Below are 23,476 nucleotides of genomic sequence, written 5' to 3'. Positions count from 1 at the left end.
GCGCTGGCGGCTTTACGCAGGAGACCCGACCGCCATGCCGCAATCGTCCTCCATCAACCGCCGCATCGTGCTGGCCTCTCGTCCGCAGGGCGAGCCCGGCGACGGCGATTTCCGCCTGGAAACCGGCGAAGTGCCGCAGCCCGGCCCGGGCCAGGTGCTGCTGCGCACCGTCTATCTGTCGCTGGACCCCTATATGCGCGGGCGCATGAGCGATGCGCCGTCCTATGCCGAACCCGTCAAGATCGGCGAAGTCATGGTGGGCGGCACGGTGACGCGGGTCCAGGCGTCCAACCATCCCGACTACCGGCCGGGCGACTGGGTGCTGGCGCAATCCGGCTGGCAGGACTACGCCCTGTCGGACGGCGCGGGCCTGCTGCGCCTGGGGCCCGATCCCGAACATCCTTCCTACTCGCTGGGCGTGCTGGGCATGCCGGGCTTCACCGGCTACATGGGGCTGCTCGACATCGGCCAGCCCAAGGCCGGCGAAACCGTGGTGGTGGCCGCGGCCAGCGGCGCGGTGGGCGCGGTGGTCGGGCAGATCGCCAAGATCCACGGCTGCAAGGTCGTGGGCATCGCCGGCGGCGCGGACAAATGCCGCTACGTGGTCGAGGAGCTGGGCTTCGACGACTGCGTGGACCACAAGACGCCGGACCTGCCGGCGCGGCTGGCGCGGGCCGTGCCGCAAGGCATCGACGTGTATTTCGAGAACGTGGGCGGCGCCGTGTTCGACGCCGTGCTGCCCTTGCTCAATCCGCGCGCCCGCGTGCCGGTGTGCGGCCTGATCTCGGCCTACAACGCCACCCGCGCGCCCGACGGGCCCGACCGCCTGGGCCAGCTGATGCGGGTCATCCTCACCAAGCGCCTGAAGGTGCAGGGCTTCATCATCTTCAACGAATACGCCCACCGCTACGGCGAGTTCCGCCAGGCCATGGAAGGCCTGCTGCGCGACGGCCGCATCAAGTACCGCGAGGACGTGGTCGAGGAACTGGAGAACGCGCCGCGCGGCCTGATCGGCCTGCTCAGGGGCGAGAACGCCGGCAAGCGCATCGTGCGCGTCGGCCCGGACGACAACAGGAGCGCGCCATGAATATTCTGATCGTGCTGACTTCGCATGACACCCTGGGCGATACCGGCCGCAAGACAGGCTTCTGGCTGGAGGAGTTCGCCGCGCCGTACTACGTATTCGTGGACGCCGGCGCCAAGGTCGCGCTGGCTTCGCCGGCCGGCGGCCAGCCGCCGCTGGACCCCAAGAGCGACGAGCCCGACGCCCAGACCGAGGCCACGCGCCGTTTCCGCCAGGACCCCGATGCCCAGCGCCTGCTGGCCGCGACCCGCCCGCTGGCCGAGGTGCAGGCGGCCGACTACGACGCCGTGTTCTATCCGGGCGGCCACGGCCCGTTGTGGGACCTTGCCGAAGACCCCGCGTCGGTGGCGCTGATCGAGGCCATGCTGGCGGCCGGCAAGCCGGTCTCGGCCGTATGCCACGCGCCCGGCGTGCTGCGCCACGCCAAGACGGCCGATGGCAAGCCGCTGGTGCAGGGACGCCGGCTCACCGGCTTTTCCAATGCGGAAGAGGCCGCCGTGCAACTGACCGAAGTGGTGCCGTTCCTGGTCGAGGACGAACTGAAGAAGCTGGGCGGGCAGTACTCCAGCGGTCCGGACTGGGAGCCGCACGTGGTCGGCGACGGCCTGCTCATCACCGGCCAGAATCCGGCCTCGTCGGTGGGCGTGGCGCAGATGCTGCTGGAGCGGCTGGAGCACTGATTGCGGCGGCCGCGGCCGCTCATGTGTCAGAATCGCGCCTTTTGCGAAATCCGCGCACGGCGCCAGCCCGTCTTGCGCGCTCCGTTCCAATGCCTTCCGAAGTTCCCGCAACACCCCCGGGCTCCTGCGTCGCCGCGCTGTTTGCCGCCATGCAGGCGCGCGACCCGGCCACCGGCCGCCACAGCGGCCGCGTCGCGGCCTTGAGCGCGGCCCTGGCCCAGGCCCTGGGCCTGCCAGAAAACGAACAGGAAATCGTCGCCATCGCCGCCCGGCTGCATGACCTGGGCAAGATCGGCACGCCCGACCGCGTGCTGTTCTCGCCCAGCCGCCTCGGCCCGGAAGACTGGGCGATCATGAAGGCGCATGCCGCGGCCGGCGCCGACATCATCCTGTGCAGCGCCATTCCGCAACGCGAACAGATCGCGCTGGCGGTGCGCCACCACCACGAACATTTCGACGGCTCCGGCTATCCCGCCGGCCTGGCGGGCCACCACATCCCGCTGCATGCGCGCATCATTTCGCTGGCCGATTCCTACGACGCGCTGGGCGACGTGCGCCCCTACCATCCCGCGCGCCCGCACGTGGAAATCATGCGCATCCTGCATCAAGAGGCCGGCGCCAAATGCGACCCGGACCTGTTGCGGGCGTTCGAGCGGATGATCGAGGACAGCCCGCTGCGGGTGCCGTGAAGGGGGGAGTGGGACGTGTTGGATGCGTCGGGTGTGCCGGATGTATCGGATGCGTCGGATGTATCGGATGTGCCGGATGCGTTGAATGTATCGGATGCATCGAATACGTCGGATGCGTCGGATGCGTAGGATGGGTGCAGCGCGAGAGCGCGTGCGCAAAAACTCAACCATCGAACGCGCGTAACCCATCAGGCGGCGCCAGCCGCCATTTTTCTTGGCACGCAAAATGCCGGCTTGCGCCGGCTGATGGGTTACGCGCGTTTGGCGTTCGAGTTCTGGCTCTAACGGTTGCGCGCTGCACCCATCCTACGCCATCACGCCATCACGCCATCACGCCATCACGCCATCCCACCATCCCCACCTACAAACGGTAATTCGCCGCGACCGTTTCCAGGTCCTGCAGCGTGCGCTGCTGCCAGGCGGCGTCGTGGCCCAGTTCCTCGGCGAGCAGGCGGGCCACTTCGGGGGCGGCCAGCATCGCGGCTTCGCTGTCCAGGAACAGCGCGCGGTTGCGGCGCGCCAGCACGTCTTCGGCGCTGCGCGCCAGTTCGTACCGGGCCGCGTAGCGCACGTGCGCCTCGGACAGGCCGCTGCTCTTGACCAGCATGCGCTCGGCGCCCGGCAGGGCCTTGAGCGCGGCCAGGTCGCTGCCGTAGTAGCTGTCCGGCGTGCCGGCGTGTTCCTGCGACGGCGCCAGGCCGGCGGCGCCGTGCAGCGCCAGGGTCTCGGTGCGGCAGCTGGCCTGGGTCAGCAGCTGGTGCTGGATGGCCGTGTCGACCACGTCCTGCGCCATGCGGCGGTAGGTGGTCCATTTACCGCCGGTCACGGTGACCAGGCCGGCCTTGGACACCAGGATGGTGTGCTCGCGCGACAGGGATTTGGTGGACGCCTCGCCGGTGGCCTTGACCAGCGGACGCAGGCCGGCCCAGACACTGGTGACGTCGTCGCGCGTGGGCTTGCGGCTGAGGTAGCGCGCCGCCGTGCCGAGGATGAAGTCCACGTCCTGGGCGCCGGCCTGCGGGTCCAGCGGCAGGTCGTTGCGCGGCGTGTCGGTGGTGCCGACGATGGTGTGGCCGTTCCAGGGCACGACGAACAGCACGCGGCCGTCGTCGGTCTTGGGAATCAGGATGGCGCGGTCGCCCGGCAGGAATTCGCGCGGCAGGGTCAGGTGCACGCCCTGGCTGGGCGCGACCATGGTCTGCGCGTTCTTGTCTTCCATGCGCCGCACCGCGTCCACCCAGACGCCGGTGGCGTTGATCACGCAGCGCGCGCGCAGCGTGAAGCTGGCTCCGCCCAGGACGTCCTGCGCGGTCACGCCGTCGACCTTGCCGCCGGTCATGGTTAGGCCGGTGGCGCGCACGTAGTTCACCGCCGTGCCGCCCAGGTCGAACAGCGTGCGCATCAGGCTGACGGCCAGGCGCGCGTCGTCGAACTGGCCGTCGTAGTACAGCACGCCGCCGCGCAGCTTGCGGCCATTGACGGCCTCGGCCAGGGTCGGTGCGTTGGCCAGCGTGTCGCGGCGCGACAGCCAGCGGCTGGGCGACAGGTTGAGCTTGCCGGCCAGCATGTCGTACATCTTCAGGCCGATGCCGTAGAAGGGCTGGTCCAGCAGGTTGTAGGCGGGCACGACGAAGCCCAGCGGCCACACCAGGTGCGGCGCGTTGCGGTTGAGCAGCCCGCGTTCGTGCAGGGCCTCGCGCACCAGGCTGACATTGCCTTGCGCCAGGTAGCGCACGCCGCCGTGCACCAGCTTGGTGGCCTTGCTGGAGGTGCCCTTGGCGAAGTCGGCGCCTTCGATCAGCAGCGTGCGGTAGCCGCGCGAGGCGGCGTCCACCGCGGTGCCCAGGCCGGTGGCGCCGCCGCCGATGACGATCACGTCCCAGGAATGCGTGTTGTCCAGCGTGGCCAGGAGGCGGTTGCGGTCGGGCGGGGCGACGGGGGCGAGGGGAGCGTTCATGGATGTCAAGGTGTTTGCTTCAGGGTATTGGGCGCCGCGGCGACGTCGCAGCGCACGCCGGCGTCCAGCAGGACCTGCGCCAGCGGCTCCTGCGGATGCGCGTCGGTGAAAAACCGGTCTATCTGCGAGATGTGCGCCAGCTCCACCATGGCCTGGCGCTTGAATTTGCTGCTGTCGGCGGCCAGCCAGACTTCGCGCGACTGTTCGATGATGGTGCGCGCCACCCGCACTTCGCGGAAGTCGTAGTCGCGTAGCGTGCCGTCGGCCTCGATGCCCGAAATCCCGATCAATCCGATATCCACCTTGAACTGGCGGATGAAGTCCATGGTCGCCTCGCCCACGATGCCGCGGTCGCGCGAACGCACCACGCCGCCGGCCACGATGACTTCGCAGTCCGGGTTGTCCGACAGGATGTCGGCCACGTGCAGGTTGTTGGTGATCACGCGCAGGCCGCGATGGCGCAGCAGCGCGCGGGCGATGGCCTCGGTGGTGGTGCCGATGTTCAGGATCAGCGAGCAGCCGTCGGGCACGGCGCGCGCCACCGCCTCGGCGATGCGCTGCTTGCCGGCGGCGTGCAGGCCCTGGCGCTTGCGGTAGGCGATGTTCTCGATGGTGGAGGCCTCGATGCGCACGCCGCCGTGAAAGCGCGACAGCAGGCCGGCTTCCGAAAGAATATTGACGTCGCGCCGCACCGTCTGCAGCGTGACGTCGAAGCGTTTGGCGAGCTCTTCGATCGAGGCGGAGCCCTGGGCTCGCACCATTTCGATCAGGGCGCTCTGGCGGGGATTCAGTGTCATGTTCGTATAATAAAACAACAAAAGCGAAAAATAATGACGCACCGCAAGATTGTTTTTTGTTCGCTTCTTGAGTAAAACGCACAAAAAACGAAAGCTATCTGAAAGAGTATGCTCATCCTGTCGTCCGCCAGGCGCAGGCCGGGCCGCTGTACCGAATACTGAAGTCCGCGTTGCAATAAAACAGGGACGTATTAGTAGGTAGAGGAGATCAGATGCAGCTGAACCTGGACAGGGTAAGTTTGCGGGCGGGCTCGCAGACCCACCTGTATCCCATGAGCCTCGCGCCGGTCGAGGGGGCCATGACGGTGCTGCTGGGGGCGACCCTGGCGGGCAAGACTACGCTGATGCGCATCATGGCCGGGCTGGACCGGCCCACCGAGGGCCGCGTGCTGGCCGACGGCGCCGACGTCACCGGCGTGCCGGTGCGCCAGCGTAACGTCGCCATGGTGTACCAGCAGTTCATCAACTACCCGTCCATGTCGGTCTACGACAACATCGCCTCGCCACTCAAGCTGCGCGGCGCCGGCGACATCGGCGCCAAGGTCCGCGCCATGGCGGCCCGCCTGCACATCGACCACCTGCTGGAACGCTACCCGTCGGAACTGTCGGGCGGGCAGCAGCAGCGCGTGGCGCTGGCGCGCGCGCTGGCCAAGGACGCGCCGCTGATCCTGCTGGACGAGCCGCTGGTCAACCTGGACTACAAGCTGCGCGAGGAATTGCGCGACGAACTGTCGGAATTGTTCGCCGAAGGCCGTTCCACCGTCGTCTACGCCACCACCGAACCGGGCGAGGCGCTGTTGCTGGGCGGCCACACCGCGGTGCTGGACGCCGGCGAACTGCTGCAATACGGGCCGACCGTCGACGTCTTCCACCGCCCCAATTCCCTGCGGGTGGCGCGCGCCTTCAGCGATCCCCCCATGAACCTGTTCCCGGCGCGCCGCACGGCGTCGGGCTTCACCCTGCAAGGCGAGATGGAAGTGGCGCGCGCGCTGCCCCCGGAAGCCGCCGGCGATCTCACCGCCGGCCTGCGCGCCGGCGCGCTGGACGTGGAGCCGCGCCCCGGGCATATCCGCCTGCCGGGCGTGATGAAGCTGGCCGAGATTTCCGGCTCCGACACGTTCGTGCACGCCGAGACCGCGGCCGGCGACGTGGTGGCGCAACTGCCCGGCGTGCACCGCTACACGCTGGAGCAGCCGGTGCAGCTTTACTTCGACCCCGCCCAGACCTATGCCTTCGGCGCCGACGGCGCCTTGCTGGCCGCGCCGCGCCAGCCGGCCGGCGCGGGGGAGGCGGCCTGATGGCGCAGATCGAGCTGGACCTCTCCCATTCCTACGTCGCGGACCCCAGGACGGATGACGATTACGCGCTGCTGCCGCTGAAGTTCATCTTCCAGGACGGCGGCGCCTACGCTTTGCTGGGGCCGTCCGGCTGCGGCAAGACCACGCTGCTGAACTGCGTCTCGGGGCTGCTGCGGCCCTCGCACGGGCGCATTCTGTTCGACGGCCAGGACGTCACCGGCCGCACGCCGCAGGCGCGCAACATCGCCCAGGTCTTCCAGTTTCCGGTGGTCTACGACACCATGACCGTGGCCGAGAACCTGGCGTTTCCGCTGCGCAACCGCGGCATGCCGGCCGAACGCGTGCGCGAGCGGGTGGGGCGCATCGCCGAGATGCTGGACATGTCCGCGGTGCTGGACCGCCGCGCCAGCGGCCTGACCGCCGACGCCAAGCAGAAGATCTCGCTGGGCCGCGGGCTGGTGCGCAGCGACGTGTCGGCCATCCTGTTCGACGAGCCGCTGACCGTGATCGATCCGCAGCTCAAATGGGAGCTGCGCCGCAAGCTCAAGGAAATCCACCGCGAGTTCAAGCTGACCCTGATCTACGTGACCCACGACCAGACCGAGGCGCTGACCTTCGCCGACCAGGTCATGGTGATGGCGCGCGGACGCGCCGTGCAGGTGGGCACCGCCGACGATCTGTTCCTGCGCCCGGCGCATACCTTCGTGGGCCATTTCATCGGCTCGCCCGGCATGAATTTCCTGCCCGCGCAATGGCGCGACGGCGCGCTGGAGGTCGGCAGCCGGCGCGTGGCCGGCGTGCCCGAGGCCACGGCGGCGGCGCTGGCCGGCGCCGGCCCGGTCAAGCTGGGCGTGCGCCCGGAATACCTGCGCCTGGCCGAGCCCGAGGCGCCGGGCGCCGTGCCCATGCGCGTCGAGCGCGTGCAGGACGTGGGCACCTACACGCTGCTGGTGGCCGACTACGAGGGCGTCGCGGTGCGCGCGCGCCTGAACGGCGGCGCCATCCCGGCGGCCGGGGACACGGCCTGGCTGGGGGTGCTCAACCCGCACACCTGCTTCTACCGCGACGAGGAGCTGATCCGATGAAACCCATAGATCACCGGGCCTGGCTGCTGGTGCTGCCCGTGGTGCTGTGCGTGGCGTTCTCCGCCATCCTGCCGCTGATGACCATCGTCAACTATTCGGTGCAGGACATCATTTCGCCCGAGCGCCGCGTGTTCGTCGGCACCGAGTGGTACGCCGCCGTGCTGCAGGACGAAGAGCTGCACGGCGCGCTGCTGCGCCAGATCGGCTTTTCGCTGGCGGTGCTGGCCATCGAGATCCCGCTGGGGATCCTGCTGGCACTGTCCATGCCGGCGACCGGCTGGCGCGCCTCGGCGGTGCTGGTCATCATCGCGCTGTCGCTGCTGATTCCGTGGAACGTGGTGGGCACCATCTGGCAGGTGTTCGGCCGCACCGACATCGGGCTGCTGGGCGCGACGCTGTCATGGCTGGGCGTGGACTACAACTACACCGGCAACGACGTGGACGCCTGGGTCACCGTGCTGGTCATGGACGTCTGGCACTGGACGCCGCTGGTGGCGCTGCTGTGCTATGCGGGCCTGCGCGCGATTCCCGACGCCTACTACCAGGCCGCGCGCATCGACGGGGCCTCGCGCCTGGCGGTGTTCCGCTACATCCAGCTGCCCAAGCTGCGCGGCGTGCTCATGATCGCGGTGCTGCTGCGCTTCATGGACAGCTTCATGATCTACACCGAGCCTTTCGTGCTGACCGGAGGCGGGCCGGGCAACGCCACCACCTTCCTGTCGCAGTACCTGACGCAGAAGGCCGTGGGCCAGTTCGACCTGGGGCCGGCCGCCGCGTTCTCCATCATCTATTTCCTGATCATCCTGCTGCTGTGCTTCATCCTCTACAACTGGATGCAGCGCGCCGGCACCACCGGCGGTTTCGACGAGGAGCGCACCCATGCGTGAGAACAAGAGCTGGTGGCGCGGCGTATTCCTGGCGCTGTATCTCGTGTTCGCCATCCTGCCGCTGTACTGGATGCTGAACATGTCGTTCAAGACCAATACCGAAATCCTGAGCACGCTGACGTTCTGGCCCGAGAATTTCACCCTGGAGCATTACCGCACCATCTTCACCGATCCGGCCTGGTATTCCGGCTACATCAACTCGCTGATCTACGTGGTCATCAACACCGTGATCTCGCTGGCGGTGGCGCTGCCGGCGGCCTATGCGTTCTCGCGCTACCGCTTCATCGGCGACAAGCACGTGTTCTTCTGGCTGCTGACCAACCGCATGACGCCGCCGGCGGTGTTCCTGCTGCCGTTCTTCCAGCTCTACAGCTCGTTCGGGCTGATGGACACCCACCTGGCGGTGGCGCTGGCGCACCTGGTGTTCAACGTGCCGCTGGCGGTGTGGATCCTGGAGGGCTTCATGTCCGGCGTGCCGCGAGAGATCGATGAAACCGCCTATGTCGACGGCTATTCCTTCCCGCGCTTTTTCCTGACAATCTTTTTGCCATTGATCAAGTCCGGCGTGGGCGTGGCGGCGTTTTTCTGCTTCATGTTCAGCTGGGTCGAATTGCTGCTGGCGCGCACGCTCACCTCGGTCAACGCCAAGCCCATCGTGGCCACCATGACCCGCACCGTGTCCGCCTCGGGCATGGATTGGGGCGTGCTGGCCGCCGCCGGGGTGCTGACCATCGTGCCCGGCGGCATCGTGATCTGGTTCGTGCGGCACTACATCGCGAAGGGCTTCGCGATGGGCCGCGTGTAGCGCGGGCAACCCGGAGGACGACTCATGTTCAGCTGGATGGTATGGACCGTTCCCGTCGCCGTGTTCTTCGCCTGCGTCGGCCTGATGCTGGCGGGCATGACGATATGGGAACTGAAATCGCCCACGGTCGAGCGCAAGGGGTTCCTGCCCCTGCGCACCACCCGCGGCGACCGTCTGTTCATCGGCCTGATGGCCGCGGCCTGGGTCAACCTGGCCTTCGTGGGCCTGGGCGAGAAGGCGGCCGAATGGCTGTCGCTGGACGAACCGCCCTCGGTCTGGATCGGGTTCGCGGTATCGATGCTGTTGTTGGCGCTCATCATGAAAAAGGGCTGAAACGGGGGCGCAGACCCCTGCGTTATGCAGGTAAAGGACTATCGGCCATCGTCTTCCCGGGCCAGCGTCCGCAGCGTACATCGGGGAAGACTTATCGAGGAGACAGGTCATGAAATTGCGCATGCACGCCATGGCGGCCGCCATCGCCCTGATCGGGACGTCGGGGGCGTGGGCCGGAGAGCCGGAAGCCAGGAAATGGGTCGATTCGGAGTTCCAGCCCTCGTCGTTGTCCAAGGACCAGCAGATGGCCGAGATGAAGTGGTTCATCGACGCCGCCGCCAAGCTGAAGGCCAAGGGCGTCACCGAGATCAACGTGGTGTCCGAGACCATCACCACGCATGAGTACGAGTCCAAGACGCTGGCCAAGGCCTTCACCGAGATCACCGGCATCAAGGTCAACCACGACCTGATCCAGGAAGGCGACGTGGTCGAGAAGCTGCAGACTTCGATGCAGTCCGGCAAGTCCATCTACGACGGCTGGATCTCGGATTCGGACCTGATCGGCACCCACTACCGCTACGGCGCCATCCTGCCGCTGTCGGACTACATGGCCGGCGCGGGCAAGGAATGGACCAACCCCGGCCTGGACCTCAAGGACTTCATCGGCACCAAGTTCACCACGGCCCCGGACGGCAAGCTCTACCAGCTGCCCGACCAGCAGTTCGCCAACGTCTACTGGTTCCGCGCCGACTGGTTCGCGCGCCAGGACCTGAAAGACAAGTTCAAGGCCAAGTACGGCTACGAGCTGGGCGTGCCGACCAACTGGTCCGCCTACGAGGACATCGCCGACTTCTTCTCCAACGACGTCAAGGAACTCGACGGCAAGAAGGTCTATGGCCACATGGACTACGGCAAGAAAGACCCGTCGCTGGGATGGCGCTTCACCGACGCGTGGCTGTCCATGGCGGGCGCCGCCGACAAGGGGCTGCCCAACGGCATGCCGGTCGACGAGTGGGGTATCCGCGTGGCCGACGACAAGTGCACGCCGGTGGGCGCCTCGGTGGCGCGCGGCGGCGCCACCAACAGCCCGGCCGCCGTCTACGCGCTGACCAAGTACGTGGACTGGATGAAGAAGTACGCCCCGCAGCAGGCCATGGGCATGACCTTCTCCGAATCCGGCCCGGTGCCGGCCCAGGGGCAGATCGCGCAGCAGATCTTCTGGTACACGGCGTTCACCGCCGACATGACCAAGAAGGGCCTGCCGGTGGTCAACGACGACGGCACGCCGAAATGGCGCATGGCGCCGTCGCCCTACGGCCCGTACTGGAAGGACGGCATGCAGAACGGCTACCAGGACGTGGGCTCGTGGACCTTCTTCAAGTCCACCAACCCCGACCGGCTGGCCGGCGCCTGGCTCTACGCGCAGTTCGTCACGTCCAAGTCGGTCTCGCTCAAGAAGTCCATCACCGGCCTGACCTTCATCCGCGACAGCGACATCAACAGCGAGTTCTTCACCAAGAACGCGGCCAACTACGGCGGGCTGATCGAGTTCTACCGCAGCCCGGCGCGCGTGGCCTGGACGCCCACCGGCAACAACGTGCCCGACTACCCCAAGCTGGCGCAGCTGTGGTGGAAGAACGTGGCCACCGCGGTCACCGGCGAGAAGACGCCGCAGGCCGCCATGGACAACCTGGCCAACGAAATGGACCAGGTCATGGCGCGCCTGGAGCGGGCGGGGATGGCGCAGTGCGCGCCCAAGCTCAATGCCAAGAGCAATCCGTCCAAGTGGCTGTCCGACCAGCACGCGCCCTGGAAGAAGCTCGACAACGAGAAGCCCAAGGGCGAGACCATTCCGTACGAGAAGCTGCTGGCCGCCTGGAAGGAGGGCAAGGTCCGGTAGCCGTGTAAAACCCTGTTGCGCATCCGGCTTGTACCGCCCCGGCGGGCGGTACTAACCTGATCGTTCCTGAAGGAGACGGCATGCGACAGGGATCGGACTTGCAGGACCGCGTCGCGCTGGTGACCGGCGCGTCGTCGGGCATCGGGCGGGCCACCGCCATCGCGCTGGCGCAAGCGGGCGCGCGGGTGGTGGTCAATCACCGCGCGGGCGGCGACTCGCAGGCGCGCGCGGCCGCCGTGGTCGAAGCCGTGCAGCGCCTGGGCGGCCAGGCCGTGGCCGCGGCCGCCGACATCAGCCGCGAGGCCGAGGTCGAGCATCTGTTCGAGCAGGCCGTGCGCCACTACGGCCGCGTCGACATCCTGGTCAACAACGCCGGCATCGAGCATCCCGCGCCCGTCGCCGACATGACGCTGGCCGACTGGAAGCGCGTCATCGACGTGAACCTCACCGGCCATTTCCTGTGCGCCCGCGCCGCGGCCCGGGCCTACGAATCCCAGCCGGCCGACCCGGCGCGCAAAGGCCTGTCGCGCGGCAACATCCTCTTCATCAGTTCGGTCCACGAGCTCATCCCCTGGGCCTTCCAGGTCAATTACGCGGCGTCCAAGGGCGGGCTGTCGATGCTGATGAAGTCGCTGGCCCAGGAACTGGCGCCGGCCCGCATCCGCGTCAATTCGATCGCGCCCGGGGCGATACGCACAGCCATCAACCGGCCGGCCTGGGACAGCCCCGAAAGCCTGGCCAGGCTGCTCAAGCTGATTCCGTACGGCCGCATCGGCGAGCCGGAGGACGTGGCGCGGGCCGCCGTCTGGCTGGCCGGCGACGCGTCCGACTACGTGACCGGCACGACCCTGTTCGTCGACGGCGGGATGACGCTGTATCCCGAATTCCGCGGCGCGGGCTGACCGCGTATGTCCAAGCCGCTGGAAGACTACGGGCTCATCGGCAACATGCTGTCTGCCGCGCTGGTGGCGCGCGACGGCTCCATCGACTGGCTCTGCCTGCCGCATTTCGACTCGCCGGCCTGTTTCGCCGCGCTGCTGGGCGACGCGCGCCACGGACGCTGGCGCATCGCCCCGCATGGCCAGCGCGCTGTCGTCTCGCGCCGCTACGTGCCCGACACCGCCGTGCTGGAAACGCGTTTCGAGACCGCCTCGGGCGTGGCGACGATGTACGACTTCATGCCGTTGAGCGAAGACGACGAGCGCGTGGACCTGGTGCGCGTGGTGCGCGGCGATTCCGGCCACGTGCTGATGGACATGGACCTGGTGCTGCGCTTCAACTACGGCCAGGCCGTGCCCTGGGTGCGGCGGCGCGACTACGGCCTGAGCGCCATCGCCGGGCCGGACGCGGTCGAACTGCACACGCCGGTGGAGATGGAAGGGCACGACCTCAAGACCACCGCGCGCTTCAGCGTGCACCAGGGGCGGGTGGTGCCGTTCACGCTGTCCTACCACCGCTCGCACCGCACGCCGCACTTCGTGCCCGACCGCGTCGAAAGCATGGACCGCACCATATCCTGGTGGCAGGAATGGGCCAAGCGCTGCCACTGGGAAGGGCCGGCCGACGAACGCCGCGACGCGGTGGTGCGTTCGCTGATCACGCTCAAGCTGCTGACCTTCCAGCCCACCGGCGGCATCATCGCCGCGCCCACCACCTCGCTGCCCGAGACGCTGGGCGGCGCGCGCAACTGGGACTACCGCCATTGCTGGCTGCGCGACTCGGCGCTCACGCTGTACGCGCTGCTCAACGCCGGCTACCGCGAAGAGGCCGAGGCCTGGCGCCAATGGCTGCTGCGCGCCGTGGCCGGGCACCCCGACCAGCTCCAGATCATGTACGGCATCGCCGGCGGACGCTGGCTGCCGGAACTGGAGATTCCCTGGCTGCCCGGCTATGCCTCCAGCCTGCCGGTGCGCATCGGCAACGACGCGGCCGGCCAGAGCCAGTTCGACGTCTACGGCGAGCTGATCGAAACCCTGTACGCCGCGCGCGCGGCCGACCTCGCGCCGCTGGCCGAGGCCTGGCGGCTGCAGAAGGTGCTGCTGGAGCCGCTGGCGCGGCGCTGGACGGAGCTGGACCACGGCATCTGGGAGGTGCGCGGCGAGCGCCGCGCCTTCACGCATTCGCGGCTGATGTGCTGGGTGGCCTTCGACCGCGCGGTCAAGGGCTGCGAACGCTTCGGCCTGAAAGGCCCGGTCGTGGCCTGGCGCCGCCTGCGCGACCAGATCCGCGCCGACATCTGCGAAAACGGCTACGACCGCGCGCGCGGCTGCTTCGTGCAGAGCTACGGCTCGACCGCGCTGGACGCCAGCCTGCTGCTGATCCCGCAGGTGGGCTTTCTGCCCGCCGAGGACCCGCGCGTGGCCGGCACGGTGCAGGCCATCGAGCGCGGGCTGCTGCGCGACGGCCTGCTGCGGCGCTATTCCACCGACCTTACCGACGACGGGCTGCAGGGCGAGGAGGGCGTATTCCTGGCCTGCAGCTTCTGGCTGGCCGACGCCTACGTGATGCTGGGCCGGCTCGACGACGCCGAGCGCCTGTTCGAGCGGCTGCTGTCCCTGCGCAACGACCTGGGCCTGCTGTCCGAGGAATACGACGTGGTGCGCCGGCGCCTGATCGGCAACTTCCCGCAGGGCTTCTCGCACATCGGCCTGGTCAACACCGCCTACAACCTGAGCCGCGCCATGGGGCCGGCGCGCCAGCGCGCCGAACAGGACGCGCCGCGCGCCTGACGCGGCGGTGTATTCTCGCAGTCGGCGCGGTCCCCATGACGGGCCGCGACGCGCGCGCAGAGCCGGGTCGCGACCCCGCAGGCCGGACGGCGCACTCAGGAGACAAACATGCTTTTGACCGAAGAACAGCTCAGCATCCAGGACATGGCGCGCCGCTTCGCGCAGGAGCGCCTGGCGCCCAACGCCGAACGCTGGGACCGCGACCATCACTATCCCGCCGACGCCATCGCCGAAATGGCGCAGCTCGGATTCTTCGGCATGCTGGTGCCGGAGGAATGGGACGGCAACGACAGCGGCTACGTGTCGTACGCGGTCGCGCTGGAAGAAATCGCCGCCGGCAACGGCGCCTGCTCCACCATCATGAGCGTGCACAACTCGGTGGCCTGCATGCCCATCCTGAAATTCGGCACCGACGAGCAGAAGGAACGCTTCCTGCGGCCGCTGGCGCGCGGCGAGCACATCGGCGCCTTCGCGCTGACCGAGCCGCAGGCAGGTTCCGACGCCAGCAGCCTGCAGACCCGCGCGCGCCGCGACGGCGACGGCTACGTGCTCAACGGCGGCAAGCAGTTCATCACCTCGGGGCGCAACGGCCAGACCGTGATCGTGTTCGCGGTGACCGACCCCGAAGCCGGCAAGCGCGGCATCTCCGCGTTCATCGTGCCCACCGACACCCCGGGCTACAAGGTCCTGCGGGTCGAGGACAAGCTCGGCCAGCACGCCTCCGACACCTGCCAGATCGCTTTCGAAGACCTGCGCATCCCGGCGTCCTGCCGCCTGGGCGAGGAGGGCGAGGGCTACAGGATCGCGCTGTCCAACCTGGAAGGCGGGCGCATCGGCATCGCCTCGCAGTCGGTCGGCATGGCGCGCGCGGCCTTCGAATGCGCGCGCGACTACGCCCGCGACCGGCAGGCCTTCGGCAAGCCCATCTTCGAACACCAGGCGGTGTCGTTCCGGCTGGCCGACATGGCCACGCAGATCCACGCCGCGCGCCAGATGGTGCTGCACGCCGCGGCCCTGCGCGCCGCCGGCCGGCCTGCGCTGACCGAGGCCTCGATGGCCAAGCTGTTCGCCTCCGAGATGGCCGAGCGTGTGTGTTCGGCGGCCATCCAGACCCTGGGCGGCTACGGCTACCTGAAGGATTTCCCGGTCGAGCGCATCTACCGCGACGTGCGCGTCTGCCAGATCTACGAAGGCACCAGCGACATCCAGCGGCTGGTCATCGCGCGCAATCTGTAGCGCGGCGTTCAGCGCCGGCGGCGCCGGGCCCACAAGGCATAGACGATGGCGTTGCCGGCCAGCAGCAGCACGGCCAGGGCGATCTGCGAACCGCGGCCGATGTCCGCGGGGTAGATCAGGCCCAGCAGGTAGTGTTCGATGAAGCCGCCTTCATAGCCCTCCTGGCCGGCCTGGCGCCGCAGCGAGACCTCCAGCGGGGTGAGCGGGCAGATCCAGCCCATGCCCACGACCAGCGCGCCCCAGGCCATCGCCGGCAGGTGCAGCCAGGCGATCCGGGGTTTCCATAGCGCCAGCAGGCTGCCGAAGGCGACGAAGGCCACGAACAGCGCATGGACGATGAGCACCAGGTCGGCAAGCAGGCGGTAGCTCATCGGCGCATCCCGGCCTCAGGTTTTCAGGTCGCGCAGCAGCCGGGTCAGTTCCGGCGCGGCCATCAGCGACACGCCTTGCGCGCGCGCGTATTGCCGCGCGTTTTCCGAAACATCGCCCAGGGCGATATAGATGGCTTCGCGCGCGCCGCGCTGCTCGCGCGCCGCCTGCAACTCGCGCAGCGGCTCGACGCCGACGCGGGCCGCCTTCCAGCGCCGGGCGCTGACGATGGCTACGTGGCCGTCCTTGCTGAGCGCGAAGTCGGCGCCGGCGGCCTGCAGGCGCTGCACCTCGCAGCCGTCGCGCTGGAAGCCCGCCTCCACGGTGCGCGCGAACTCCGCCCAGGACATGGCGGCCGCGGCCTGCGTCACGGCCTGCACGCGCGCGTCCGACGGGGCGCGCATCTGCTTGTAGGCCGCCATGATGGCGATCACCACGAACGGGATCGCCGCGAACACGCCCATCGCCGCGTACTCCAGCGGCAGGGCGGCGAAGCCTCCCGCCGACAGCAGCACGGCCACCCCCGCGCTCATCCACCACGGCGAGCGCAGCAGGACGGCGAAGATGGAGTTCTGGGACATCTTGAATTTCATGGCGGCTCGCGGTGGGGCGGTAGAAAAGAGGATCAGGCCGGCTCGTCGCCGGCCGCGGCGGCGCGCACCACGATGCGCGCATCGCCGCAGGTCACGATCTGGCCGGCGCGGATCTTGGCGGTCTTGCGCGTTTCCGGCACGCCGCCGACCTGGACCAGGCCGTCGGCCACCAGCATCTTGCCCGCGCCGCCGCTGTCGCAGACGCCGGCGGCCTTGAGCAATTGGTTGACTTCGATATAGGGGCAGCCTGGCGCCAGCGTGAATTCGATGATGGGCATGGAAGGTCCTGGCTCAGGCCTGGCTGCGCGGCGCGTCGCCGGGAGGCTGGGGCGCGACCGGCGCGGCCGGGCGGTTATTGGTTTCGGCGCGCGCCATCCAGGCGATCAGCGACGAGCGCATGGCTTCCTCGACCGACATGTCGATCGGCTGCACCCATTCCTGCGGCACGAACACGGTGTAGCCGCCGATCATGTACCCCATCGGCAGGTAGACCGCCACGCGGTTTTCCTGCGTGAAGCCTTCGGGCAGGCCTTCCATGCTGCGGCGGGTCACCAGGCCCACCAGCTCCAGCTGCTGGCCGGGCACGCGCAGCACCACCACCTGCTGGGCGGTGTTCTTGGAGCTGGGCGAGAAATAGTCGGCGAAGCTCTTGAGCGACGAATAAATGCTCTTGACCACCGGCAGGTTGGTGAACGGCATTTCCAGCAGCACCAGCACGCGCTGCACGCGCTCCTTGGAGACCAGGTAGCCGATCGCCAGAATGCCCAGGATGCCCAGCGCCAGGCCCATGCCGGGCACGTAGAAGCCGCCGATGAACGGGCGCAGGAAGGTCAGCGCCACCGCTTCGGTCCAGGCCAGGAAGATATAGAGCAGATACAGCGTCAACGCCAGCGGCAGCACGGTGATCAGGCCGCGGAAGAAATACTTGTAGAGTCGAGTCATAGGCGGAGTAAAAATGGGGTCGGTGCGCTGAGGCGCGATCCGGGGGCCGCCAGCATAGCAGCCGGCGCGGTCCCATCCGGTAACAAACCGCGAAGAACGCGCCGCGCGCCTAGCGGTCCACCGGCAGGTACAGCGTTTCCTTGATTTCCTCCATCACCACATAGCTGTGCGACTCGGCCGAAGCCGGCAGGCGCTTGAGGATTTCGCCCAGGAGACGGCGGTACTCGTTCATTTCGGTCAGGCGCGCCTTGACCAGGTAGTCGAAGTCGCCCGAAACCAGGTGGCACTCCATGACCTCGGGCACGTACAGCAGCTCGTTCTTGACCTTGTCGAACACGTCGCCCGACTTGGCCGAGAGCTTGATTTCGAGGAACACCAGCAGGTTCTTGCCCAGCGCCGCCGGATTGACGCGCGCATGGTAACCCGTGATGACGCCGTCGCGCTCCATCCGCTTGATGCGGTCCGAGCAGGGCGTGGCCGACAGGTTCACCCGGTCGGCCAGTTCGGTGACCGAAATCCGGCCTTCGCGCTGCAGGATATCCAGGATTTTCAGGTCGATACGGTCGAGGTCGCGCATTTCACTACGGGCGATCGGAAAACGGGTATTGGGCGGGAAAAACCACTGCCAAAACGGATTTTTCAGTGTCTTTCACTGTGACGAGGGTCATAGACTACCGAAATTCCTGCATAAAACCAAACATCGGAAAGAATCATGCATGTGATCGTCCTCGGCAGCGGCGTCATCGGCACCACGACCGCGTACTACCTGGCCCGCCAGGGCGCCAAAGTGACGGTGCTGGACCGCCAGCCCGCGGCCGCACTGGAGACCAGCTACGCCAACGCCGGCCAGGTGTCGCCGGGCTATTCCACGCCCTGGGCCGCGCCCGGCATCCCGCTGAAAGCCGTCAAATGGCTGTTCCAGAAACACGCGCCGCTGGCCATCCGCCTGGACGGCAGCCTGTTCCAGCTCAAATGGATGGCCGCCATGCTGGCCAACTGTTCGGCCGAGCGTTACGCCGTCAACAAGGAACGCATGCTGCGCCTGTCCGAGTACAGCCGCGACTGCCTGCGCGAACTGCGCGCCTCCACCGGCATCCATTATGAAGAGCGCACGCGCGGCACGTTGCAGCTGTTCCGCACCGAGGCGCAGCTCGAAGCCGCGCGCCGCGACATCTCCGTGCTCGAAGAAGTGGGCGTGCCCTACGAACTGCTCGACCGCAACCGCCTGTCGACGGCCGAGCCGGCGCTGGCCCGCTCCATCGACAAGCTGGCCGGCGGCCTGCGCCTGCCCAACGACGAGACCGGCGACTGCCAGCTGTTCACCACCCGGCTGGCCGAGCTGGCGGCCGGGCTGGGCGTGGAATTCCGCTACGGCCAGGCCGTGGCCGGCCTGAACACCGCGGGCGGCCAGATCACCGGCGTGCGCGTGGGCAACGAAGTGCTGACGGCGGACCGCTACGTCGCCGCCTTCGGCAGCTACACGCGCGGCTTCCTGGAGCCGCTGGGCCTGGACCTGCCGGTGTATCCGGTCAAGGGCTATTCGCTCACCATCCCCATGACGGACGAGTCGGCCGCGCCGGTCTCCACCATCCTGGACGAAACCTACAAGATCGCCGTCACCCGCTTCGACAAGCGCATCCGCGTCGGCGGCATGGCCGAGCTGTCGGGCTTCGACCTGCGCCTGAAAGACGCCCGCCGCAAGACGCTGGAACTGGTCGTCAACGACCTGTTCCCGGGCAGCGGCGACGTGGCCCGCGCCGAATTCTGGACCGGCCTGCGCCCCATGACCCCGGACAGCACGCCCGTGGTCGGCCCGACCCGCTACGGCAACCTGTACCTGAACACGGGCCACGGCACCCTGGGCTGGACCATGGCCTGCGGCTCGGGCAAGCTGGTGGCCGACCTGGTCATGGGCCAGCGCCCGGCCATCCGCACGGACGGGCTGGATATTTCGCGCTACGACCGCAAATCCGCCGCCGGGCGGCCGCTGGTGCTGGACAGCAAGGGCGCGTGAAACGGGCGATTTGCGGACGATGGGTTCCGCGCGTTTTCTGATTGCGTTCTTGTCCAGACAGTCTCGCGCTGCACCCATCCTACGATCATGACGTTGCCGCATCGCCGGCCCGACCCCGCTTCGGCCTACAATCCCGCGCATGATCCATTTCCTGCACACCGCCGACTGGCAGATCGGGCGGCAATACGGCCAGTTCGAAACCGATGACGCCGCCATGCTGGCCGAGGCGCGCTTCGAGGCCGTGGCGCGCATCGCCGCGCTGGCCGCCGAACGCCAAGTGGACGCCGTGCTGGTGGCGGGCGACGTGTTCGATACGCAGGGCGTGTCGGACCGCACGATACGCCGGCTGTTCGGCGCCATGGCGGCCTATGCCGGACCCTGGGTCATGATCGCCGGCAACCACGACGCGGCGCTGGCCGACAGCGTCTGGAGCCGGGCCCGGCAGCTGGGCTGCATTCCGCCCAACGTGCAGGCGCCGCCGGCCATCGGCGTGGTGGACCTGCCGGCCATCGATCTCGCGGTGCTGGCCGCGCCGCTCACCCAGCGCCATACCTACGACGACGTGACCCAGGCCTTCGACGGCCTGGAGACCGCGCCGGGGCGTTTTCGCGTGGGGCTGGCGCACGGCAGCGTGGCGGGACGGCTGCCGGACAACATCGACGCCACCAATCCCATCGCGCCCGACCGCGCCGCCCGTGCGCGGCTCGATTACCTGGCGCTGGGCGACTGGCATGGCTGCCTCGCCATCGACGAGCGCACCTGGTATGCCGGCACGCCCGAGCAGGACCGCTTTCGCGGCAACGAGCCCGGCTACGTGCTGGACGTGCGCATCGAGGCCCCGGGCGCGGCGCCGGCCGTCGAACGGCTGGCCACCGGGCGCTACCGCTGGTCGGCCTGGTCGGAGACGCTGAGCCTGCCCAGCGACGCGCAGGCGCTGGCCGAACGCATGGCCGCGCTCGACGCGCAGGACGTGCTGCGCCTGGACGTGCAGGGGCACGTCAACATGGAGACCTGGGAGGCGCTGCAGCAGGCGGTGGACCGGACGGCGGCGCAGGTGCGCGCCTTGCTGCCGGACCTGTCGGGCCTGAAGCTGGAGCCGGACGAGGCCGACCTGGCCGAGCTGCGCGCCAGCGGCTACGTGGGCGAGGTGGCGGCGCAATTGCAGGCCTTGCAGGCCGACCCCGCGCAGTCGGCGGTGGCGGGCGAGGCCTTGCGGCTGCTGCTCAGGTTCCAGCGCGAAAGCGCCGTGCCGGGAGGTGCGAAATGAAGCTCTCGCGCATCGCCCTGGAAGAATTCCGCAAGTTCCGCCAGCCGCTGGTGCTGGACGGCCTGGAAGACGGCCTGAACCTGTTCGTGGGGCCGAACGAGGCCGGCAAGAGCACGGTGGCGGCGGCCATCCGCGCGGCTTTCCTGGAGCGCTACAGCACCAGCAAGGTCGCCGACCTGGCGCCGCGCGGCGAGTCCGGCGCGCGCCCTGGCGTGGAGCTGGCGTTCTCGCACGCCGGCCACGACTATGTGCTGAAAAAACAGTTCCTGTCGCGCGCCCGCTGCGAACTGCTGGTCGACGGCGGCGCGCGCCGGCTCGAAGGCGAAGAGGCCGAGAACGCGCTGGCCGCGCTGCTGGGTTTCGAACTGGCCGCGCGCGGCCAGAGCAAGCCCGAACTGGCGGGCATTCCGGGCCTGCTCTGGATCCAGCAGGGCGAAGGCCAGAACCTGCATGACGCGGCCGACCATGCGGGTGCGCACTTGCGCGACGCGCTGACGCAGTTGTCCGGCGAACTGGCCGGCGGCGACGGCGACCGCCTGTACGAGCGCGTGGCCGCCGAGCGCGGCGCGCTGCTGGACGCGCGCAACAGCCGCCCCAAGGGCGTCTACAAAGAGGCCGAGGACGCGTTGGCGCGTGCGACGGCCGAGCGCGACGAGTGCGCGCAGGCCATGGCCCAGCTCGAGGCCGACGTCGATCGCCTGGCCGAGCTGCGCCGCGAACACGAGCGCGCCCGCGCCGGCGAACCCTGGAAAGACTTCGAGGCCAAGGCCGCCGAGGCGCGCACCCGGCTGGCCGCCGTGGCCCGGGAACGCGAGGCCCTGGAAGGCCTGCGCCGCGAACAGGCGCAGGCCGCGCAGACGCTGGCTCTGCTGCAGGACCAGGTCCAGCGCGACCAGCAGGACGCCGCGGCGCACCAGGCGCTGGCCGGGGAGGCCCGCGCCGCGCGCGGCCGCGCCGAAGCCGCGCTCGAACCGCTAGCCCGCGCCCAGCGCCAGCGCCAGGACCAGGCCGAGGCGGTGCAGGCCGCGAGCCGGCGCGTGGCCGCCTTGCAGGCCGTGGCCGACCGGCGCGACCTGGAGCGTCAGCTGGCCCAGCTCGACCCCGAGATCGAGCGCCTGGCGCACGCGCTGAAGGAAGCCGCCGCGCTGATCGAACAAGGCTCCGCGCTGAAGGCCGAAAGCGTGCGGATCGAGATCGCGGACGCCGATATCGAGGCCTTGCGCAAGGCCGAACGCGAACGCGCCAATCTGCAACTGCAGCAGCAGGCCATCGCCACGCGCCTGTCCTACGCGCTGGAGCCGGGGCGCGACGCGCGCCTGGACGGCCGGGCGCTGAGCGGCGTCGACGAGGTGCTGCTGACCGAGGCGGCCGAACTGGAACTGCCCGGCGTGGGCCGTTTCCGCATCGAGCCGGGCGGCAAGGATCTGCCCGCGCTCAGGCGCGACCTGGACGAGGCGGTCGCCGCCTGCGCCGCCTGGTGCAAGCGCCTGGGCGTCGATACCCTGGCCGAGGCCGAGCAGCGCCACGCCCGCTACGGCGCGCTGCTGCGCGAGCTCGACGGCATGCGCCGCGCGCTCGCCATCCATGCGCCCAAGGGCGTGGACGCGCTGCGCAGCCAGCGCGAGGAAGCCAGGGCGCGCCGCGCCCAGCTGGAGGAGCGGCTGGCCAAGCTGCCGCCCGCGGACGAGGCCGGCGACGGCGACCTGCAGGCGGCCACGCAGGCGCTGCGCGCAGCCGAGGCTGGCGCGGCCCAGGCCGAGAAGACGCTGGCCGACGCGCAGCGCGCGATGGACGCCGAACACGCCCGCGCCCAGCTGCTGGAAGCGCAGGCGGCCGCGCGCGGCGCCGACCTGGAATCGCCCGAACGCATCGCCCAGCGCCAGGACCGCGCCGCCCGGCTGGCCGAGGCGCGCAGCGGCCACGATGCGCTCGAACGCCGCGTGCGCGAGGCCCAGGCCGCGCTGGCCGGCCATCAGCCCGAACTGCTGGAGCAGGACGTGCGGCGCTACGAAAAGTCCGCCGCCATCGAGCGCGATGCGCAGCACAAGCGCCACGGCGACATCCTGCAGCTGCAGGGCAAGCTGGACCAGGCCGGCGCGCAAGGGCTGGGCGAACGCCTGTCCGAAGCGGCGGCGTCCTGCGAGCGCCTGGAACGGCGGCGCGACGAACTGGCCCACCGCGCGGCGGCCCTGGACCTGCTGCTGGGCCTGCTCACCGAACGCCGGGCGGCCGCCACCCAGCGGCTGCAGGCGCCGCTGGCGCGCCGCCTGAACCATTATCTGGCGCTGCTGTTCCCCGATGCCGACCTGCGGCTCGACGATGGCCTGCTGCCCGCGGCGCTGCGCCGCGCGCACGGCGAAGACCCGCTGGCCGCGCTCAGCTTCGGCACGCGCGAACAGCTCGGCATCCTGGCGCGCTTCGCCTACGCCGACCTGCTGCGCGAAGCCGGGCGACCGACGCTGTTGTTGCTGGACGACGCGCTGGTCCACACCGACGACGCGCGCCGCGACTTCATGAAGCGCGCGCTGTTCGACGCCGCCACGCGCCACCAGATCCTGATGTTCACCTGCCACGGCGAAGCCTGGCGCGACATGGGCGTGGAACAGCGCCGGATCGCTTGACGGCCGTGCGCAGTCGGCGCTAGGCTACGCGCATGCCTGATTTCACGCACATCGCCCATCCCGCCGCCGTCTTCACGGCCGGCCTGCGTGCGCGCGTGCGGTCACTGGTTTCTTCCCGGTTTACGCCTGTCATTGCGGTGGTGCTTGCGCCGCCGGCATTCCTCTCGGCATCTCCGCCGTCCGCGCCGCCTTGCGGCGTGCCGGCGGGCGCATGCCCGCCGCTTGCGGCCGTCGTCGGCTGACGCCGTCC

23 protein-coding genes are annotated in these 23,476 nt (G+C 69.1%); 16 read left to right on the top strand and 7 right to left on the bottom strand.

From position 1 onward, the window contains the following. Positions 1–34 precede the first annotated feature (34 nt). From C1I89_RS03740 to C1I89_RS03730, 3 genes are all read left to right on the top strand, one after another. The gene (locus C1I89_RS03740) at positions 35–1,087 is read left to right on the top strand and encodes an NADP-dependent oxidoreductase (protein ID WP_102771422.1); all 1,053 of its coding nucleotides are present in this window, start codon (positions 35–37) and stop codon (positions 1,085–1,087) included. Then, positions 1,084–1,764: a type 1 glutamine amidotransferase domain-containing protein gene (locus tag C1I89_RS03735; protein ID WP_102771421.1), complete on the top strand. Its 681-nt coding sequence runs from the start codon at positions 1,084–1,086 to the stop codon at positions 1,762–1,764. The genes C1I89_RS03740 and C1I89_RS03735 overlap by 4 nt, the downstream gene beginning before the upstream one ends. An 89-nt stretch (positions 1,765–1,853) precedes the next feature. Continuing rightward, positions 1,854–2,453 carry an HD-GYP domain-containing protein gene (locus tag C1I89_RS03730; protein ID WP_102771420.1) on the top strand — a complete coding sequence of 200 codons (600 nt, stop codon included), beginning with the start codon at positions 1,854–1,856 and terminating at the stop codon, positions 2,451–2,453. 361 nt (positions 2,454–2,814) lie between these two features. On the opposite strand, the gene C1I89_RS03720 is transcribed toward C1I89_RS03730, so the two are convergent. Next, positions 2,815–4,410, bottom strand: a complete 1,596-nt coding sequence (locus C1I89_RS03720) for a glycerol-3-phosphate dehydrogenase/oxidase (protein WP_102771418.1) — start codon at positions 4,408–4,410, stop codon at positions 2,815–2,817. 5 nt (positions 4,411–4,415) lie between these two features. After that, the gene (locus C1I89_RS03715; protein WP_013394120.1) at positions 4,416–5,207 is read right to left on the bottom strand and encodes a DeoR/GlpR family DNA-binding transcription regulator; all 792 of its coding nucleotides are present in this window, start codon (positions 5,205–5,207) and stop codon (positions 4,416–4,418) included. Positions 5,208–5,419: 212 nt separating this feature from the next. Between C1I89_RS03715 and C1I89_RS03710 the strand changes: the two genes are divergently transcribed. The 9 genes from C1I89_RS03710 to C1I89_RS03670 all read left to right on the top strand — a co-directional run bounded on the left by C1I89_RS03710 (position 5,420) and on the right by C1I89_RS03670 (position 15,420). Beyond that, on the top strand, positions 5,420–6,505 hold the full coding sequence (locus C1I89_RS03710) for an ABC transporter ATP-binding protein (protein ID WP_102771417.1): 1,086 nt from the start codon (positions 5,420–5,422) through the stop codon (positions 6,503–6,505). Further along, the gene (locus C1I89_RS03705; protein ID WP_102771416.1) at positions 6,505–7,590 is read left to right on the top strand and encodes an ABC transporter ATP-binding protein; all 1,086 of its coding nucleotides are present in this window, start codon (positions 6,505–6,507) and stop codon (positions 7,588–7,590) included. Before C1I89_RS03710 ends, C1I89_RS03705 begins: the two co-directional genes overlap by 1 nt. Next, positions 7,587–8,477: a carbohydrate ABC transporter permease gene (locus tag C1I89_RS03700; RefSeq protein WP_102771415.1), complete on the top strand. Its 891-nt coding sequence runs from the start codon at positions 7,587–7,589 to the stop codon at positions 8,475–8,477. Before C1I89_RS03705 ends, C1I89_RS03700 begins: the two co-directional genes overlap by 4 nt. Next, a complete protein-coding gene (locus C1I89_RS03695; RefSeq protein WP_102771414.1) occupies positions 8,470–9,282 on the top strand; it encodes a carbohydrate ABC transporter permease in 813 nt (270 codons plus the stop codon). The genes C1I89_RS03700 and C1I89_RS03695 overlap by 8 nt, the downstream gene beginning before the upstream one ends. A 24-nt stretch (positions 9,283–9,306) precedes the next feature. Further along, the gene (locus tag C1I89_RS03690; RefSeq protein WP_102771413.1) at positions 9,307–9,615 is read left to right on the top strand and encodes a DUF2160 domain-containing protein; all 309 of its coding nucleotides are present in this window, start codon (positions 9,307–9,309) and stop codon (positions 9,613–9,615) included. A gap of 109 nt (positions 9,616–9,724) precedes the next feature. After that, entirely contained in the window at positions 9,725–11,455 is a 1,731-nt protein-coding gene (locus tag C1I89_RS03685; RefSeq protein ID WP_102771412.1) for an ABC transporter substrate-binding protein, read from the top strand. A gap of 80 nt (positions 11,456–11,535) precedes the next feature. Continuing rightward, entirely contained in the window at positions 11,536–12,357 is an 822-nt protein-coding gene (locus C1I89_RS03680; RefSeq protein WP_102771411.1) for a glucose 1-dehydrogenase, read from the top strand. 6 nt (positions 12,358–12,363) lie between these two features. Continuing rightward, entirely contained in the window at positions 12,364–14,184 is a 1,821-nt protein-coding gene (locus C1I89_RS03675) for a glycoside hydrolase family 15 protein (RefSeq protein WP_102771410.1), read from the top strand. Positions 14,185–14,292: 108 nt separating this feature from the next. Further along, on the top strand, positions 14,293–15,420 hold the full coding sequence (locus tag C1I89_RS03670; protein ID WP_102771409.1) for an acyl-CoA dehydrogenase family protein: 1,128 nt from the start codon (positions 14,293–14,295) through the stop codon (positions 15,418–15,420). Positions 15,421–15,428: 8 nt separating this feature from the next. Here the strand turns inward: C1I89_RS03670 and C1I89_RS03665 are convergent, their stop codons facing one another. From C1I89_RS03665 to C1I89_RS03645, 5 genes are all read right to left on the bottom strand, one after another. After that, positions 15,429–15,791, bottom strand: coding sequence for a DUF2784 domain-containing protein (locus tag C1I89_RS03665; RefSeq protein ID WP_102771408.1), 363 nt, complete (start codon positions 15,789–15,791; stop codon positions 15,429–15,431). A gap of 15 nt (positions 15,792–15,806) precedes the next feature. Next, on the bottom strand, positions 15,807–16,382 hold the full coding sequence (locus C1I89_RS03660) for a restriction endonuclease (RefSeq protein WP_102771407.1): 576 nt from the start codon (positions 16,380–16,382) through the stop codon (positions 15,807–15,809). Between the two features lie 32 nt (positions 16,383–16,414). Beyond that, positions 16,415–16,660: an RNA-binding S4 domain-containing protein gene (locus tag C1I89_RS03655; RefSeq protein WP_102771406.1), complete on the bottom strand. Its 246-nt coding sequence runs from the start codon at positions 16,658–16,660 to the stop codon at positions 16,415–16,417. Positions 16,661–16,673: 13 nt separating this feature from the next. After that, positions 16,674–17,324, bottom strand: a complete 651-nt coding sequence (locus C1I89_RS03650) for a DUF502 domain-containing protein (RefSeq protein WP_102771405.1) — start codon at positions 17,322–17,324, stop codon at positions 16,674–16,676. A 109-nt stretch (positions 17,325–17,433) separates the two neighbouring features. Beyond that, positions 17,434–17,901 (bottom strand): winged helix-turn-helix transcriptional regulator, encoded by a 468-nt coding sequence (locus C1I89_RS03645; RefSeq protein WP_102771404.1) that lies wholly within the window; start codon positions 17,899–17,901, stop codon positions 17,434–17,436. Between the two features lie 135 nt (positions 17,902–18,036). Between C1I89_RS03645 and C1I89_RS03640 the strand changes: the two genes are divergently transcribed. From C1I89_RS03640 to C1I89_RS33955, 4 genes are all read left to right on the top strand, one after another. Further along, entirely contained in the window at positions 18,037–19,338 is a 1,302-nt protein-coding gene (locus C1I89_RS03640; RefSeq protein ID WP_102771403.1) for a D-amino acid dehydrogenase, read from the top strand. A 139-nt stretch (positions 19,339–19,477) separates the two neighbouring features. Continuing rightward, positions 19,478–20,605, top strand: a complete 1,128-nt coding sequence (locus C1I89_RS03635) for a metallophosphoesterase family protein (RefSeq protein WP_102771402.1) — start codon at positions 19,478–19,480, stop codon at positions 20,603–20,605. Next, entirely contained in the window at positions 20,602–23,226 is a 2,625-nt protein-coding gene (locus C1I89_RS03630; RefSeq protein ID WP_102771401.1) for an AAA family ATPase, read from the top strand. The genes C1I89_RS03635 and C1I89_RS03630 overlap by 4 nt, the downstream gene beginning before the upstream one ends. 32 nt (positions 23,227–23,258) lie before the next feature. Then, positions 23,259–23,468 (top strand): hypothetical protein, encoded by a 210-nt coding sequence (locus C1I89_RS33955; protein WP_146196862.1) that lies wholly within the window; start codon positions 23,259–23,261, stop codon positions 23,466–23,468. The last annotated feature ends 8 nt before the right edge of the window (positions 23,469–23,476 follow it).

This window comes from Achromobacter pulmonis (genome assembly GCF_002885955.2).
GTDB classification, from domain to species: Bacteria; Pseudomonadota; Gammaproteobacteria; order Burkholderiales; family Burkholderiaceae_B; genus Achromobacter; species Achromobacter pulmonis_A.
This window is presented reverse-complemented; position numbering and strand designations above follow the sequence as displayed.